This window comes from Phycicoccus flavus (assembly GCF_004025965.2).
GTDB lineage: Bacteria > Actinomycetota > Actinomycetes > Actinomycetales > Dermatophilaceae > Phycicoccus > Phycicoccus flavus.
Genome location: NZ_SAYU02000029.1, coordinates 12,934 through 28,045, shown reverse-complemented (window position 1 = coordinate 28,045; position 15,112 = coordinate 12,934). Strand labels below are relative to the sequence as shown.

At 75.0% G+C, this 15,112-nt stretch carries 15 protein-coding genes and 1 tRNA gene; 6 read left to right on the top strand and 10 right to left on the bottom strand.

The window, feature by feature from the left end:
* Positions 1-65 precede the first annotated feature (65 nt).
* The 3 genes from EPD83_RS10295 to EPD83_RS10285 all read left to right on the top strand — a co-directional run bounded on the left by EPD83_RS10295 (position 66) and on the right by EPD83_RS10285 (position 2,971).
* Entirely contained in the window at positions 66-554 is a 489-nt protein-coding gene (locus tag EPD83_RS10295; protein WP_128367971.1) for an RNA polymerase sigma factor, read from the top strand.
* Entirely contained in the window at positions 547-1,479 is a 933-nt protein-coding gene (locus tag EPD83_RS20370; RefSeq protein WP_128367972.1) for a hypothetical protein, read from the top strand. Before EPD83_RS10295 ends, EPD83_RS20370 begins: the two co-directional genes overlap by 8 nt.
* Before the next feature lie 73 nt (positions 1,480-1,552).
* Positions 1,553-2,971, top strand: coding sequence for a hypothetical protein (locus EPD83_RS10285; RefSeq protein WP_165566560.1), 1,419 nt, complete (start codon positions 1,553-1,555; stop codon positions 2,969-2,971).
* Positions 2,972-3,047: 76 nt separating this feature from the next.
* Here EPD83_RS10285 and EPD83_RS20870 read toward each other — a convergent pair whose 3' ends face one another.
* A complete protein-coding gene (locus EPD83_RS20870) occupies positions 3,048-3,170 on the bottom strand; it encodes a hypothetical protein (RefSeq protein WP_268951201.1) in 123 nt (40 codons plus the stop codon).
* Between the two features lie 208 nt (positions 3,171-3,378).
* On the opposite strand from EPD83_RS20870, the gene EPD83_RS10280 reads away from it, so the two are divergent.
* A complete protein-coding gene (locus tag EPD83_RS10280) occupies positions 3,379-3,606 on the top strand; it encodes a three-helix bundle dimerization domain-containing protein (protein ID WP_128367813.1) in 228 nt (75 codons plus the stop codon).
* A gap of 83 nt (positions 3,607-3,689) precedes the next feature.
* Here the strand turns inward: EPD83_RS10280 and EPD83_RS10275 are convergent, their stop codons facing one another.
* The 8 genes from EPD83_RS10275 to EPD83_RS10240 form a co-directional block, all read right to left on the bottom strand.
* On the bottom strand, positions 3,690-4,163 hold the full coding sequence (locus EPD83_RS10275) for a hypothetical protein (protein ID WP_128367812.1): 474 nt from the start codon (positions 4,161-4,163) through the stop codon (positions 3,690-3,692).
* A 7-nt stretch (positions 4,164-4,170) separates the two neighbouring features.
* Complete coding sequence (locus tag EPD83_RS10270) at positions 4,171-5,931, bottom strand: PHP domain-containing protein (protein WP_128367811.1); 1,761 nt, start codon at positions 5,929-5,931, stop codon at positions 4,171-4,173.
* Positions 5,932-6,286: 355 nt separating this feature from the next.
* Positions 6,287-6,359: transfer RNA gene (locus EPD83_RS10265), tRNA-Asn, on the bottom strand.
* Between the two features lie 87 nt (positions 6,360-6,446).
* Positions 6,447-6,977 (bottom strand): hypothetical protein, encoded by a 531-nt coding sequence (locus EPD83_RS10260; RefSeq protein ID WP_128368464.1) that lies wholly within the window; start codon positions 6,975-6,977, stop codon positions 6,447-6,449.
* Positions 6,974-8,917 carry a DNA primase gene (gene dnaG / locus EPD83_RS10255; protein WP_165566558.1) on the bottom strand — a complete coding sequence of 648 codons (1,944 nt, stop codon included), beginning with the start codon at positions 8,915-8,917 and terminating at the stop codon, positions 6,974-6,976. The genes EPD83_RS10260 and dnaG overlap by 4 nt, the downstream gene beginning before the upstream one ends.
* A 103-nt stretch (positions 8,918-9,020) precedes the next feature.
* Entirely contained in the window at positions 9,021-9,680 is a 660-nt protein-coding gene (locus EPD83_RS10250; RefSeq protein WP_128367918.1) for a hypothetical protein, read from the bottom strand.
* An 83-nt stretch (positions 9,681-9,763) separates the two neighbouring features.
* The gene (locus tag EPD83_RS10245) at positions 9,764-11,104 is read right to left on the bottom strand and encodes a vanadium-dependent haloperoxidase (RefSeq protein ID WP_165566557.1); all 1,341 of its coding nucleotides are present in this window, start codon (positions 11,102-11,104) and stop codon (positions 9,764-9,766) included.
* Positions 11,105-11,234: 130 nt separating this feature from the next.
* Positions 11,235-12,491, bottom strand: a complete 1,257-nt coding sequence (locus tag EPD83_RS10240; RefSeq protein ID WP_128368032.1) for a deoxyguanosinetriphosphate triphosphohydrolase — start codon at positions 12,489-12,491, stop codon at positions 11,235-11,237.
* A gap of 161 nt (positions 12,492-12,652) precedes the next feature.
* Between EPD83_RS10240 and EPD83_RS10235 the strand changes: the two genes are divergently transcribed.
* Positions 12,653-13,237, top strand: a complete 585-nt coding sequence (locus EPD83_RS10235; protein WP_322095783.1) for a dihydrofolate reductase family protein — start codon at positions 12,653-12,655, stop codon at positions 13,235-13,237.
* A gap of 37 nt (positions 13,238-13,274) precedes the next feature.
* Here EPD83_RS10235 and EPD83_RS10230 read toward each other — a convergent pair whose 3' ends face one another.
* Positions 13,275-13,943 (bottom strand): YdeI/OmpD-associated family protein, encoded by a 669-nt coding sequence (locus tag EPD83_RS10230; RefSeq protein WP_165566556.1) that lies wholly within the window; start codon positions 13,941-13,943, stop codon positions 13,275-13,277.
* 130 nt (positions 13,944-14,073) lie between these two features.
* Here EPD83_RS10230 and EPD83_RS10225 point away from each other — a divergent pair, with 130 nt between their 5' ends.
* Positions 14,074-15,027, top strand: coding sequence for a type IV toxin-antitoxin system AbiEi family antitoxin domain-containing protein (locus EPD83_RS10225; RefSeq protein ID WP_128368553.1), 954 nt, complete (start codon positions 14,074-14,076; stop codon positions 15,025-15,027).
* The last annotated feature ends 85 nt before the right edge of the window (positions 15,028-15,112 follow it).

Sequence of the window (15,112 nt, the reverse complement as noted above, 5' to 3'; positions counted from 1 at the left end):
TGCAACCGTGGGGCCGTCCCGTGCGTAGAGGGGTGGGACGAGGCCGGAGAGGGAGGCAGCGCCGGATGGACGCCGACGAGTTCGACGCCTGGTACGAGGCTGCCTTCCCCCGGATCGTGCGCCAGGTGCACGCGATGACGGGGAACGAGGAGGAGGCCCGCGACTGCGTCCAGGAGGCGTTCATCCGGGCCTGGGCCCGCCGACGGAGGCTCGACGACGCCCGCGGGCGGGACGCCTGGGTCCGGACGACGGCCCACCGGCTGGCCGTCTCGCGGTGGCGGCGCCACCGGATGGACTCCCGCGCCGGCGACCGCGCTGTCGGGCTCCCCGTGACCACGGACGGCCCGGACGAGAAGCGCACGGCGCTCGTCGAGGCCCTCCGCCGGATCCCGGAGGCGCAGCGGCGGGCCATCGTCCTGCATCACATCGCGGACCTGTCGGTCGACGAGGTGGCCGCGGAGACCCGCGCCCCGGTCGGCACGGTGAAGGCCCGCCTCTCGCGAGGCCGCGCCGCCCTGGCCGCGCTGCTCGACGAAGGAGCCACCCATGCCTGAGCACCCCGGCGACCCGCTGGAGAACGCCTTCGCGTCGATGCGTGACACGGCGGACGCCCGCCACCCGGTCCTCGACCCAGCCGAGGTCCGCGGTCTCGGTGACCGTCGTCGGCGGCGACGGAACGCGCTGTTCGGGGCCGCCGCGGGGACGACCGCGGCCGTCGTCGTGGTCGGGGGGCTCCTCGTCTCAGGAGGACTCGGGCAGGACCCGGCGCCGAGACCCCTGCCCGCCGGGCCGACCCGGACCGACAGCCCGACGCCGACCCCGACGCCCACCCCGACGCCGACCCCGACGGAGTCGGCCACTGCCACCCCGGACCCCAGCGGCACGCCGTCGGCCGCGGCGACGCCGACCGGGACCACGTCGTCCGGTCCGGACGAGGTGCGCCTCATCGACCCGGCCGCCATTCCGCTCACGGCCGGGTACCCGGACCGGGACGAGGCGGGTGACCCCGTCGTCGTGGAGTCCGGCCCCGGGCGCGCGGTGGACCTCTGCGGCAGCCCGGTGCTCACCGGGTCGCTGGCCGCCCGGGTCGCCCACGCGACCTCGGCGAACCCGGAGGACCTCCGCTTCCGGACGCTCATGGTCTTCCGCACCGCTGACGAGGCGCGCGCCGCCCTGGAGTGGACGGCCGGCCAGGTCGACGCCTGTGCGGCGAGCCCGGCCGGGTCCCGCCTCGAGTCCTTCGGCGACGCCGAAGGCGCCGGGACCCTGGTCTGGGCGCAGAACTTCGGCCCGGGAGACACGATCATGGCCAGCGACATCCACCGCGTGGTCCTCAGCGGAAACACCCTGCTCGTGGACTCGGTCGGGGGGGAGGCCTGGGGCGGCGCGGACTCCGCTGACGCCGGTAACGTGGTGCAGTCCCGCGAGGCGGTGGCCCCGGTCGTGGCGGCGATCCGGCAGGCCCTGGCCGGCGGCTGAGCGATCGGATGCAACCGGGGCCGATGCCCAGGCGTACCCGAGGTGAGAGCACCTCGGACCGGGAGGACCCGTCATGTCGCACGACCACGACCAGCCATGGACCGACCACGACCCGCACGGCCCCCACCCGTCCGGCGGATCCCGGAGCCGCCCGGGGTCGCGAGCCCTCGGCGCCGGGTTCGCCACGGCCGGCGTCGTCGCGGCGGTCGGCGTCGGGCTCGTCCTCGGCGGCTCGCCCATCGGCAGCGGGGCCTCCGCGGCCGACGCCGCCGTCGGCAGGACGTCCGGCTCGCCGAGCTCGCCCCTGCTCGATCCCACGCTCATCCCGCTCGAGCACGGCTACCCGGACGTCGACGAGGCCGGCGACCCGGTCCGGGTCTCGGCGGGCCCGGGCCCGGCGGTCGACCTGTGCGGCGAGGACGTCCTCACCGGCTCCCTCGCGTCCCGGGTCGCCCACGTGGAGTCGGCGAACCCGGAGGACCAGCGCGGCCGCACCCTCATGGTCTTCGACACCGGAGAGGAGGCCGCGCGGGCCCTGACCTGGACGGTCGGGGCGGTGCAGCGGTGCGCCCGCGTGCACGACGGCCCGGGCCGTTTTGTCGCGCTCGGGGCCGCCGAGGGCGAGGACACCGTCCTGTGGTCGGTGAACTACGGCATCGGCGAGGGTGCGGACTTCCGGGTGATGTCCGGCAGCAACCACCGGGTGGTCCGGCTCGGCGAGACCCTGCTCGTCGACTCGACGGCCGGCGAGCTGGTCGGCGGCTGGGTGGACGACGGCGACCTCGGTCCGTCGCGCGAGCAGGTCCGGCCGGTCCTGGACGCCGTCCGCGAGGCGCTCGGGATCCCGGCAGTGGATCCGCCCGCCGACCCCGGACCGACGAGCACCCGGTCCCCGTCCGGCACCGGGACGCCGACGCCGACCTCGCGGCCGTCGTCGACCCCGGGGCCGACGACGCTGCTCGACCCCACGGGGATCGCGCTGACCCGCGGCTACCCCGATCGGGACGAGGCCGGCGACGAGGTGCGGGTGGAGGCCGGGCCGGGTCCCGCGGTCGACGTCTGCGGCCGTCCGATCCTCACGGGCTCGCTCGCCGCGCGTGTTGCCCACGCCACGGCGGCCAACCCCGAGGACATGCGCAACCGCACCCTCGCCGTGTTCGCGACCACCACCGAGGCTCGCGCCGCGCTCGACTGGACCGCCCGGACCGTCCGGCGCTGCGCCGACTCCGCGGACGGGAGCCGCCTCGAGGTGTTCGGGGACACCGAAGGCGAGGACACCTTCGTCTGGGCGCAGAGCTACGGTCCCGGGGACACCATCATGGCCAGCGACATCCACCGGCTCGTCCTCGTCGGTAACGCCCTGCTCGTCGACTCCGCGGCGGGTGAGGCCTGGGGAGGGGCGATCTCGGCCGACTCCGCGACCGTCGTCGAGTCCCGCGAGGCCGTCGCCCCGCTCGTGGCCGAGATCCGGGTGGCGCAGGACGGCGCCTGACACTCCGCGCGGTACCGGCCCCGAGGACGGTGGCCGTGATGGCGGGGCCGGCGTCCTGCGATGCGTGAACGGGAGGTCAGCGGGCGAACCGGTGCCCTCTGCAGGTGAACTCCTCGTAGGCGCGATTCAGCGGCAGCGCGCCGAAACCGTTGGTCGCGGCGTCGGTCGAGATGACACCGGCAGCGTCCTGGGACGACACCAGGTACGCCTTACACGGGGCGGCTGCTTCTGTCACCGTCCGGTAAGCCCCGTCGGCCGAGCATGGCCCTCGACACCGCAAGACGTTCTCGGGAGACACGCTCGACGAGGCGAGAACGAGTTGCCAGGGGTCTGTCGGGCGCCCGTTCGACGAACGAGAGGTGGACCCCGAGTTGCCGACGAGCATCGGTCGGCGTCATTCTCATGGGATGACCGACGCCTTCCACCCGGGCACGATCGATGTCGTCCGTCAGCGCCTGGAGCGTCGCTTCCCCGACCTCGACCCGGCCGTCGTCGAGGCAGCGGTGCGGCTCGCCGTCCGCACGTACACCACCTCGAACCGTGCGGTCTCGGCTCGTACCGTCGAACTCGCGGCTCGAGACCGGCTCTCCTTCGCCGACAGGCCCACCCCGACCGAGGTCCGGCCCGGCGCCTGACCCTGACGCCCGCCGGGGGGCCGGACACGGCGTGCAACCGTCCACGGCGTCTCTCGTGCCCGTCAGCCTGTCCCGGTGGCGTGTCAGCCGTCGTGGTCAGCGCAACACGGAGTCGGGTGAGGTTGCTCGAACGGGAGGACTCCGTGCACACCGGGGCGGACCACGAGGGTGAGGACGCCGTCCTGAACGGTCGGGCGGACGAAGTCCTGGGTGTCGACGGACGTCCGGGGGTCGACCGGAGCACCGGTGAGGTCGAGGACGCGACCGATACTGCTGCGCTCGAGGAGCTCGCCGACGGTCATCGCGCCGACCAGAGTCTCGTGACCGGGGAACCGGAAGGCCCGGGCGCCGGCGGGAGCGTCCTTGGGCGAGGCCGCCACGACGACGGCGACCTGCGGCGGGGAGTCGTCGTCACCAGGGACGAAGACGGTGTACGCCCCGACGGCGGGGTCCCCCAGCAGTGAGACCCCGTCGTCGTGTCCGGCCTCGGACCGGGCCAGGGCGTGTTCGGCCGCCCGGGTGTCGGCCCAGCCGCCGCGCAGCGTTGTCGTCCTCACCCGCGAGTCACCTTGGCAGCACCCAGATCGGGTTGGTGTAGAACCACAGGTCGTTCCACGGGTCGGCGTCGCCGATGACGTCGGCTGCGGGTCCGGCGGGGTCGACGGACGCGCCGCCCAGACCCGGGGCGAGCCGCCGGCCGTCGCTGCCGCGCAGCCGGACGTAGAAGCCGTCGTCGACCGCGCCCAGGTCATGGGTGAGCGTCACCGCGGTCGGCGAGGACGAGACGTCCCAGGACTTGACCACCCGCGTGCCCGGTGCGCTGAAGGTGTCGCGGTCCGACGCCGGACCGGTGACGGCTCCCCGGATGACATCGACCTTCGCCAGGTGCGGCACGACCTGCGCCCAGTTCGGCAGCGTCTGCTTGGTGATGGCGACGACGAGCTCGAGGCGTTTGCCCTTGCCCACGGGAACCACCGACCCCAGCGGGTGCCCGGGGTCGCGCGTCCCCCGCTCGCGGACCCGGACCTCGAGGCCGGCGAGCAGCCGCCCGTGGTCCACCCACATCCGTCCTGCGCGCAGACCCTCCAGCACCGCGGCGTAGGTCGCTTTCCGGGCGCCGACGTGCGTGCGGCTGTAGAAGCCCGGCCAGAAGTCGCCGTTGTTCACGTTCCCGCCCGCCGACCCGTGCACCGGGTCCCCGTACCGGCCGTTCTCGGCGAAGTAGGCCGAGGTGTCGGCGCCCGGGGGTCGGACGGCGTCGTCGAGGTAGATCGTGTGGGAGTCGGAGTTGGCGGTGATCCACCAGGTCTTGCCCTCGGACAGCAGGCTGTCCCACAGGCCACCGACGGTCGAGGTCATCCAGTCGAACCCGCCGTAGGTGATGTAGCTGGCCAGCGGATAGCCCGGGAACGACGCCGCGGACGGGGAGTTGTCGTAGTAGCCGCGCCCCGAGCCCGGGCCGTACGGCTTCGGGATGCCCGCGGCCTGGTGGCCGGGCGCGCCCTCCATGCCGAGCGCGATCCGCGGCTGCCGGTCGCGCCAGCCCCGGATCTCGTGCGGGCTGTCGATGCCCTTGCGGGCGGGGTGGTTCGCGAAGAAGGCGGCGTCCGCGATGCGGCCGGACGTGATGCTCGTCGCGAGGAAGTCCAGGCCGAGCAGGGCCTGCTGCTCGTTGGCGGGCGACGACGACCCCGTGCCGTTCACCGACCCGTCGAAGGAGTTCTCGAACTCCCTGAGCACCGCGACCTCGTTGGCCCCGGGGTGGACGAACACGGTGCCGTGCTCCGCGGCCGGGATGTTCCACTCCAGCCCCTGGAACACGAGCATCTCGTTGTCGAACGCCTCGCGGGCGGCGCGGATGTCCGGGTTGACCTTCTCGACGCCGAGCTTGGCGTGCGCGACGCTGCCGTGGTCGGTGATGACCATCCAGTCCAGGCCGTAGGCGTGCGCGTGCTGCACCTGGTCGACGACGCGGTACATCGCGTCGGAGCTGTACTGGGTGTGGATGTGGTGGTCACCGGCCAGCCAGAGGTAGCCGTTCCGCGGGGCCCGCCGGGAGCGTTCGGCGCCGTCCGCGGCCGCCGCCTGGCCGACCCCGAAGACGGAGGCACCAGCCGCGCTCGCGCCGAGGATCCCGGCGGTCCGCAGGATGTTGCGGCGGGCCAGGCCGGCGGGCGGCAGGTCGGAGTCGGCGACCCCGAGGTCGAGGACGGCGCGCTGCTCGTCGCTCAGCGGCTCGGCCGGGGCGTGCTCGTGGTCGTGCTCGCCGTGCGCGTGTGGGCGCGCGTCGCCGTGCGAGTGGGGGTGGGAGTGGCCGTGGGACACGGGACCTCCTCGGTCCGGTCGTTCGGAGGCTGCGGCGCCCGGCGCGTCACGCAGCGGCGGCCCCCATGACCCGGGAGCGACACCTCCGTCATTGAACTCGCGTGGAGTGGACCTGTTCACGCCCCGAGCCGTGAACGCTCGATGAACGGGTCGTGCCACGTCGCGACGTTGACGCGAGAGCAGGCTCGGGCTCATGCGGACCGTGTCGAGCCAGCGGTGACGAGCGCCAGGACCGCGCCGGACCAGACGTTGATCCAGCCACGCTGACGGTGCGCGAACGACGCATCGGCGATGCAAGTCCCGAAGTGAGAGGCCCCCGACTCGCGTTTCCGCAGGTCAGGGGCCTTTCGAAGTGCTCCCCCGGTTGGACTCGAACCAACAACCCTCCGGTTAACAGCCGAATGCTCTGCCAGTTGAGCTACAGGGGAAGGGCCACCACGGGATCGCCGCGGCAGCGAGAAGAAACGATAGCAACCCCGGCGGGGTGGGGTGAAATCGGGTGCGGCCCGATCCGCTCAGTCCAGGCCGACCTGTTCGCGGACCCGCGCCAGGCCTGCGCGGACCTGCTCGGCGACCCCCGGATCGGAGGAGCGCACGCCCGCCCCGAGCACCGCCTGGGACAGCAGCGCGCCGGTGGCGAGGTCGCGGCGGACGACGACCTTGGCGGTGCGGCGAGGGCCGAGGTCGACGGTCTCGGCCAGCACGACCGAGGCCTGCACCCGCTCGCGGACGGTCTCCGGGAGCATGCCCGGCTCGGCGAGGTCGACCCGCAGCGGCGGGTGCCCGTCGACCCAGGTGACGGTGAGCCGGCCCTCGGCGCTCCAGGTGCCGGCGTCGACGAGGTGCCACGGCCGGGACAGCCGCACCTGGAGGGCCGCGTCGCTCCCGGGGGCGACGACGTGGACGTGGTGCCGGCCGGCGACGACGGTCGTGCCGCGGTCGTTCGCCGCCCAGGCGAGCAGCCGGTCACCCTCGGTGGGCGCGATGGCGGCGACGACGTCGGCGGGCACCGGCGGGCGGCGCATCCCGGTCCAGCGGAGCCTCACGAGCCCGTCCCCGCCCGCAGCCGCACCCGTTCCAGCTCGAGGGCCTGGAGCGTCGTCCGGTGCTCGTGCACCGAGTCGCGGTCCGAGACCGGGTCGTTCTCGACCCGGCGCAGCGAGGCCATGGCGTCGGCGATGCGCCGGCCGAGCAGCGCGTCGCGGACGCCGACGACGAGGCTGTCGAGGTAGCGGCGCGGCGGCAGCCCCGTCGCGGCGTCGAAGCGCACCGGCAGGTCCTGGACGGACAGCTCGGCGACGAGCGGGCGGGCCGGCGCCGGCGCGGCCTCGCCGACCGCCGCCACCCAGGCCGCCGTCGACCTGCTGCGGTGGCCGTTCGCCGCGGCGATCCGGATGCCGTCGAGCACGGCCCGGTGCGCCGGCGCGGTGAGGGCCTCGGGCTCGAGGGACTCGATGGTGGAGTCGGGGAACTGCCCGGGCAGCTGGACCAGTGCCTGCAGCAGCTGCCGCTCGACGGCGACGACGGGGTCGCGAAGGTCGGGCGGGGGCAGGGCGGGGCCGCCCTCCCCCGGTCCCGGTTCGGGGACCTCGTCGGTCCCGGCCGGTGCGCGGCGGGCGTCGACCTCCTCCGGCGTCGGCAGCCGGCCCGCCCGGCGGACGGCCTCGGCGACCTGCTCGACCTCCATGCCGAGCCACCCCGCGACGGTGCGGGTGTACTCGGGACGCAGGCTCGTGTCGCGGATGGAGCCTATGATCGGGGCCACCGCCTTCATCGCCTGCACCCGGCCCTCGGCGGTGTCGAGGTCGAAGCGGCGGATCGTCGTGCGGACCGCGAACTCGAACATCGGGGCGGCGTCGTCGACGAGCGCCTTGACGGCGGCGTCGCCCCTGGCCAGCCGCAGCTCGCAGGGGTCCATGCCGTCGGGGGCGACGGCGACGAAGGACTGCGCGGCCCAGCGCTGGTCCTCGCCGAACGCCTTCATGGCGGCCTTCTGGCCGGCGGCGTCCCCGTCGAAGGTGAAGACGACCCGGGCGGGCGCGTGGTCGGCCTCGTCGCGCATGATGCGCCGGAGGATCTTGATGTGGTCGACGCCGAAGGCCGTGCCGCACGTGGCGACGGCCCCCTCGACCCCGGCCAGGTGCGCGGCCATGACGTCGGTGTACCCCTCGACGACCACCGCCCGCCGGTCGCCGGCGATGGCCTTCTTCGCGAGGTCGAGGCCGTAGAGGACCTGCGCCTTCTTGTAGATCGGCGTCTCGGATGTGTTGAGGTACTTCGCCGCGATCCGGTCCGCGTCGAACAGGCGCCGGGCGCCGAAGCCGACGGTGTCGCCGGTGGTGTCGCGGATCGGCCAGACCAGACGCCCGCGGAAGCGGTCGTACAGACCGCGGCTGCCGCGGCCGGTGAGCCCGCCGGTGGTCATCTCGTCCTCGGTGAAGCCGCGCTCGAGCAGGTGACGGGTGAGCGCGTCGCCGTCCGCGGGCGCGTAGCCGACCCCGAAGACCTCGACCGCCGCGGAGTCGAACCCGCGCTCGCGCAGGAAGTCCCGGCCGACGCGGGCGTCGCCGCGAGCGCGGTCGAGCAGCGCCGCCGTGTAGAACTCCTCGGCGACCCGGTGCGCCTCGACGAGGCGGCTGCGCTTGCCGAGCGACACCCCACCGGAGCGCGGGCCCCCACCCTCGTCGTAGCGCAGCTCCATGCCGACCTTGGCGGCGAGCCGCTCGACGGACTCGGTGAAGGAGAGGTGCTCGACCTTCTGCACGAAGTCCAGGACGTCGCCGCCCTCGCCGCAGCCGAAGCAGTGGTAGCTGCCGACGGCGGGGCGGACGGTGAAGCTCGGGGTCTTCTCGTCGTGGAAGGGACAGAGGCCCTTGAGCGAGCCGACCCCGGCCGGGCGGAGCGTCACGTGGTCACGGACGACGTCCTCGATGGACGAGCGCTCCTTGACCGTCTGGACGTCCTCGGCCCTGATCCGACCCGGCACGCGACCTCCCTCTCCTGTCGGCGTGAGTCTAGGTCGTCGCGCCGACGCCCGTGGCCACGGGCGGTCCCGGTGGGGCCGGCCGGCCGACCCCACCGGGCGGGGGTCAGCGGGTCATCGCCCGCTCGTCGGTGCGGTAGGTCCCGAAGGCGCCGTACGAGGTCTCGCCGGCCTCGTCGTCGAAGACCATCGCCCCGATGCGGCCCTCGACGTCGCCCTCGCGGGTCGTCGCCGTGTACCGGCTGCGGTAGCGCGTGCCGTTCTCGGTGAAGGTCGAGTAGGACCGCTCGGTCGAGCTCGAGCCGATGCCGGTCCACGTGATGTCCACCGGCGGACGTCCGGCGCTGCCGCCGTCGTGGTCGGAGACGTCCAGCACCCCGGTGAGCCGCGCCTTGGCCAGCTTCTTGTCGACCGTCAGGGTGACCGCGCCCGGCTGGGCGTAGACGAAGCGGACGTTCTCCAGGGCGCACTCGGTCTCGGGCTCCTCGCCGTGGCCGCCGCCGTCGGGGGGCAGCACGCCGTCGGGGCAGGTCCAGTCGTAGACCTCGCCGAAGACGTCGACGACCCGGTCCCCCTGGGCGCTGAGGTAGCCCACGTGGGCGTTCCCCGCGACGCCGGGGATCGGGCCGACCTCCAGCCACGAGGTCGAGGCGGTGACGCCGCTGCTCTTGTACGTCCACGACGTCCCGGCGGTGGCGGTCCCCGCGGTCGCGACGAGAAGGGGGACGGCCGCGGCGCAGGCCGCGAGGCGGGTGATGAGTGACATGAGAGGCCCTCCGTGTGCTCGGCCCGGGAGACCCGAGGCCAACCAGCCGCGCGGCCGACCCGCGCGGAGATGTGGTGACCCGGTCAGCGCCGGGTGCGCAGTCGTCCGACGACGAGACGCCCGACGGCGGTTCCGTGGGCGAGCCCGCCCTCGACGCCCATCGGGTAGTGGATGCCCCCGTAGATGCGCGACTGCGCGGCCTCGGCGGCGGCGTCGTCGAACGACGCGAAGGACCGGGCGGGCAGCCCGCGGTCCCGGTGGCTGTCATCGCGCACCGGTAGCGGCCCGAGCAGGTCGGTGAGGACCGTGGCCGCCGCCATCGACGACACGGAGTGGCCCGAGGGGTACTCCGGGAACTGCGGGGTGTTGACGAAGGTGGTCCAGGTCGGGTCCACGTACCGGCGCACGTAGCTGATCGGCCGGACGAGGTTGACCGTGTACTTGTGCGCCCAGCAGGAGAGGAACGCGTCGTGGAGGGCGACCCCGGTGCGGGCCAGCGCCTCGAGGGTCCGGGCGAGGTCGAGGCCGTGCTGCGCGGCGGCCTGGCCCACGAGCAGCAGCCAGTGCCCCGAGGGCAGCCCCGACAGCAGCGGGTTGTCGGTCCAGAACCGGGCGATGGCCCGCTCCTCGTCGCCGTTGGCCGCGCTCTGGCGGTACGTGGCGAGGGCCTGGGCGGCGAAGGCGGAGCCGAGGTCGTCCGAGAACGGCACGTGCGGGACGGGCGAGACCTCGTCGGCGGCGAGCATCGCGAGGGGCCGGACCCGGGCCCAGTAGGGCTCGATGGCCGGGCGGTAGTTGGGGGGCGTGGACTCCCAGAGGCCGGGGCCGACCGGAGGGGTGTAGGGCAGGCCGACGATGCCGTCGAAGCCGTCGGCGTCGGCCCGCCGGGCCACGACCGCGGCGACCGCGCTGCCGTGCGCGAGGGAGCGGCGGAGAACGGGGTCGGGCACGCCGGCGGCACGCCGGTCGGCGACGGTGCGGTCACGCCGGGCCGTGATCTCGTCGAGCCGCGCCGGGGACATCCCACGGTGCACGTGCCGGATGACGTCGTGCGCGCTCTGGGCCATGGCCATCGGCCAGTCGACGCGGCCGCGCGGGACCGGGAAAGCGCCGACGCCGTCGAGCTGGCCGCCGGTGCTGCGCAGCCCCGGCTCGCCGGCGACGACGGCCTCGTACATGCCGAGGACGACGTAGGCGTAGCAGCGGGCGGCGTTCGGCGGGGTCATCCCGAGCGGGGTGGCGACGTCGTCGTGCCAGGTGAGGTCGTAGAGGGCCTGCACCCACTCCTGCGCCAGGGCGCTGGAGAACGCCGACGGCGGCAGCGCCGCGTGCGGGTCGCCGCCCGCGCCGTAGGCCGCCGGTGCCGCGAGCGCGGCCCCCGCGGCGAGGCCGCCGGACAGCACCGTCCGGCGGGAGACCTGCATAATCCGTGCGGGGTCCGTCGACATCCCCACCCACCCCCATCCCCGTGCAGATCCACTCCGACGTGGACCGACGAGGGACAAGATGGCAGAACGGCGACCCGTTGTCACTACCCCCGGGCCGACGGGTTCCTCAGCGTGTCGGCGGCCGGGTCCAGCGGCGGTGCAGCTCGAGGGCACGGACGTCGGTGAGCGAGGCGACCTGGTCGACGACGACCCGCAGCGCCTCGGCGTCGTCGCCCGCCCCGTCGTGGTCGGCCCGCAGGTCCGGGTCCAGGCGTGCCGGGTCCCGGAGGTAGGCGTCGACGAGCTCGGCGACGACCTCGCGCTGGGTCTCGTAGAGGGCGACCCGCTCGGCGGCGTGCATGACGAAGTGCGCGGCGACGCCCTTGAGGACGACGGTCTCGGCCCGCGCCTGCGCCGGGACGACGAGCGACGCCTCGTGCCGGACCAGCGGGCCGGGACCATTGGCGGCGCGGGTGGCCGTCTCGACGGCGACGGCGAGCCGGCCGATGAGGCGCGAGGTCATGTCCTTGAGCGCGGCCAGGGCCCGCCGGCTGCCGTCGTGCGCGGTCGGGACGGCGCCCGAGGCGAGGACGCGCTCCAGGGCCGCCCCCAGGTCGTCCGGCCGGAGTCCGTCGACCCCGGGGTCCGGGGCGTAGAGGCGGGTGGCGACGGCGAGGACGGCGTCGACGTCGGCGGGGTCGCGCAGGCTGCGGGGGTCCAGCCAGCCGGACGCGACCGCGTCCTCGACGTCGTGGACGGAGTAGGCGACGTCGTCGGCCCAGTCCATGACCTCGGCCTCGAAGGCGCGGCGGCCCTCGGGGGCACCGTCGCGGATCCAGGAGAAGACGTCGAGGTCGGCGTCGTAGACGCCGAACTTCGTCGTCGGCGTCGGTCCGTGGCCGCGCCGCCAGGGGTACTTCGTCGCGGCGTCGAGGCTGGCGCGGGTGAGGTTGAGCCCCGCGGGACGGCCGTCGGCGTGGGTGCGCTTGGCCTCAAGCCGGGTGAGGATGCGCAGCGTCTGGGCGTTGCCCTCGAAGCCGCCCGCCGCGGCGGCGACGGCGTCCAGCGCGGACTCGCCGTTGTGCCCGAACGGCGGGTGGCCGAGGTCGTGGGCCAGGCAGGCGGTGTCGACGACGTCGGCGCTGCAGCCGAGCGCGCCGCCGAGCTCGCGGCCGATCTGGGCGACCTCGAGGGAGTGGGTGAGCCGGGTGCGGACGAAGTCGTCGCTGCCGGGGGCGACGACCTGGGTCTTCGCGGACAGCCGGCGCAGCGCGGCGGAGTGGAGCAGGCGCGCGCGGTCGCGGGCGAAGTCGTCGCGGTCGGACCGCTTCTGGGCGGGGTCCTCGGCGACCCACCGCTCCCGGTCGCGGGCCTCGTACGTCACCCGGGCGAGCCTACGGGCCGGTGTCCGGGGCGGCCGTCCTCGCCCGCCGCTAGGGTCGGCGCCGACGGATCCGGATCGACCGGAACGGGAGGGAGCGACATGTCACGGGTACGGGTGCACAGCTTCTCGGTGTCGCTGGACGGGTACGGCGCGGGCGGGGGATGAGCGTCGAGCAGCCGTTCGGCCACGCGGGCACGCGGCTGCACGAGTGGATGTTCGACACCGCCATGGGGCACCGGATGTTCGGCCGCGAGGGCGGCAGCACCGGGGTCGACAACGACCTCGCCGAGGAGAGCTGGGAGGGCATCGGCTGCGAGATCATGGGCCGGGGCAAGTTCCACACCGCGAGCGGCCCGATCCCGCCGGACTGGGAGGGCTACTGGGGCCCGAACCCGCCGTTCCACACCCCCGTCGTCGTCCTCACCCGCCACCCGCGGGAGGACCTGGCGATGGAGGGCGGGACGACCTTCCACTTCCGCGACGCCGACCCCGCCGAGGCGCTGGCCGAGGCCCGGCGGCTCGCCGGCGACCTCGACGTCCGCCTGGGCGGCGGGGTCCGCACCCTGCGGACCTTCCTCGATGCCGACCTCGTCGACCACCTCCACGTCGTCGTCGTGCCGGTCGTGCTCGGCCGCGGCGAACGGCTCTGGGACGGGCTCGAGGGGCTGGAGGAGCGCCTGGACGTCCGGATGGTGGCCGGCGACTCCGGCGTCACCCACGTCATCGGCACCCGCCCCTCCGCCTGACCCCCGGTCCGTCGTCGCCGCGTGCGACCCGGCCCGCTCAGTGGTCCCGCGCTGCCTCCGCGGCGGCGGCGGCGCGGGTGAGCCAGGACGGCGGGTCGCCGTAGCGCTGGAACTTCACGAGCCGGCCGGCGGCGCAGTCCTCGACGAGGGTCGCGAGCCTCCGGACGCGGGTGGTCTCCTGCTTGGCGCCCTGGACCCAGTGCGCGACGATCTTGCGGTAGCCGGGGGTCGCCGCGTCCCAGAAGGCGGCGGCCGCGGGGTCGCCGCGCAGCACGGCCTCCTGGTCGGCGGTCAGGGCGGCCTCGCCCTGCTCGAAGGAGTAGATGCCCGTGCGGTCCTCGCGCCGCTCGGCGAAGGCGGCCAGGCCGCTCGGCTGCATCCGGCCCTCGGCGGTGAGCTCCTCGACGGCCCGGACGTTGACGGCGCTCCAGGTACTGCCCTTGCGGCGCGGCGTCCAGCGCTGCCGACGGGACTCCTCGTCGATGCGCTCGGCGCGCGAGTCGATCCACCCCCAGCACAGGGCCTCGCGGACGGCCTGGGCCCAGGTGATCCCGCCCCGCCCGGAGTCCTTGCGGTACAGGCCCATCCACAGCTCGTCGGCGGTGTCGTGGTGGGCGGCGAACCACCGGCCGAGCTCGGCGGGGTCGGCGAAGAACCGCGCCGGCTGCTCGCTCGTCCCGCCCGGGGTCCCCGTCGAGTCGCTCATGCCCCCCATCCTGCCGCGCAACACCGACAGCGGTGCGGCGGAGCGGGGCCAGGACCCCGGTCCGCCGCACCGCCGACCCGCCTGTGGAGAACCGCGCCACGCGGACGAGCGTCGCGGCCATGATCCGGCCATGGACCTCGACCGCCTCGTCCGTGCCCAGCACGGCGTCTGCACGACGCAGCAGGCGCTCGTGGGCGGCCTGAGCGTCGAGGCCCTGCGCTGGAAGGTGGCCTCCGGCCGGTGGCAGCGGCTCGGTCGCGAGCTCTACGTGGCGCAGACGGGACCGCTCGACTGGCTCGGCCGGGCCCACGCGCTCGTGCTCCGGGGCGGCCCCGGCGTCGCCCTCTCGCTGGACTCCGCCGCGCACCTGCACGGCGTCCGGCCCGACCCGCCGCCCGTCATCACCCTGTGGGTCCCCCGCGACCGGCGGATGACCCGGCTCCCGGGCTCGCGGGTGGCGCAGCGCAGCGACGTGGAGGTCGTCGTGCGACGGGGTCTGCCGGTCACCTCCGCGGCGAGGACGGCGCTGGACCTCGCCGACGTCCCGGGGACCGACTGGCGTGGGGCCGTGGCGACGGCCGCCCGGTGGGTCCAGCGGCGCAAGGTCACCGCGACCGAGCTCGGCCGCGCCCTCGACGCCCGTCCCCGACACGCCCACCGGCGGACGCTGCGGCTGGCCCTGGGGATCGTCGACGCCGGCGCCGAGAGCCTGCTCGAGGTCGGGTACGTCCGCGACGTCGAACGACGCCACGGCCTGCCGTCGGCCCGGCTCCAGGTGCCGGGCGGACCCGCCGCGGCCCGGCTGCGCCGCGACGCCGAGTACGAGGACTGGAAGGTCGTCGTCGAGCTCGACGGCAGGCTCGGGCACGAGGGCGAACACCTCGCGGTGGACCGACGCCGCGACCGGGACGCGGCGCGGGAGGGCCGGCTGACCTTGCGGGCCGGGTGGGTGGACGTCGACCGGGCGCCGTGCCGGCTGGCCGTCGACGTGCACGAGACCCTGCGCAGCCGTGGGTGGCGCGGGCTCGGCCGGGCATGCGGGCCCCGGTGCCCGCTGCACCACGCGCTGGTCCGGGCGGTGTGACGACAGCGGTGCGGCGGAGCGGGGCCAGGACCCCGGTCCGCCGCACCGCCCACCCGGGCCCACGCCCCGGACGGGCCGACGGCCG

Coding starts and splice junctions, on each gene's coding strand:
- EPD83_RS10285 (WP_165566560.1), top strand. CDS start 1,553: ATGTCGCACGACCACGACCAGCCATGGACCGACCACGACCCGCACGGC.
- EPD83_RS10250 (WP_128367918.1), bottom strand. CDS start 9,680: ATGTCACTCATCACCCGCCTCGCGGCCTGCGCCGCGGCCGTCCCCCTT.
- EPD83_RS20370 (WP_128367972.1), top strand. CDS start 547: ATGCCTGAGCACCCCGGCGACCCGCTGGAGAACGCCTTCGCGTCGATG.
- EPD83_RS10245 (WP_165566557.1), bottom strand. CDS start 11,104: ATGCAGGTCTCCCGCCGGACGGTGCTGTCCGGCGGCCTCGCCGCGGGG.
- EPD83_RS10235 (WP_322095783.1), top strand. CDS start 12,653: ATGAGCGTCGAGCAGCCGTTCGGCCACGCGGGCACGCGGCTGCACGAG.
- EPD83_RS10230 (WP_165566556.1), bottom strand. CDS start 13,943: ATGAGCGACTCGACGGGGACCCCGGGCGGGACGAGCGAGCAGCCGGCG.
- EPD83_RS10280 (WP_128367813.1), top strand. CDS start 3,379: ATGACCGACGCCTTCCACCCGGGCACGATCGATGTCGTCCGTCAGCGC.
- EPD83_RS10225 (WP_128368553.1), top strand. CDS start 14,074: ATGGACCTCGACCGCCTCGTCCGTGCCCAGCACGGCGTCTGCACGACG.
- EPD83_RS10295 (WP_128367971.1), top strand. CDS start 66: ATGGACGCCGACGAGTTCGACGCCTGGTACGAGGCTGCCTTCCCCCGG.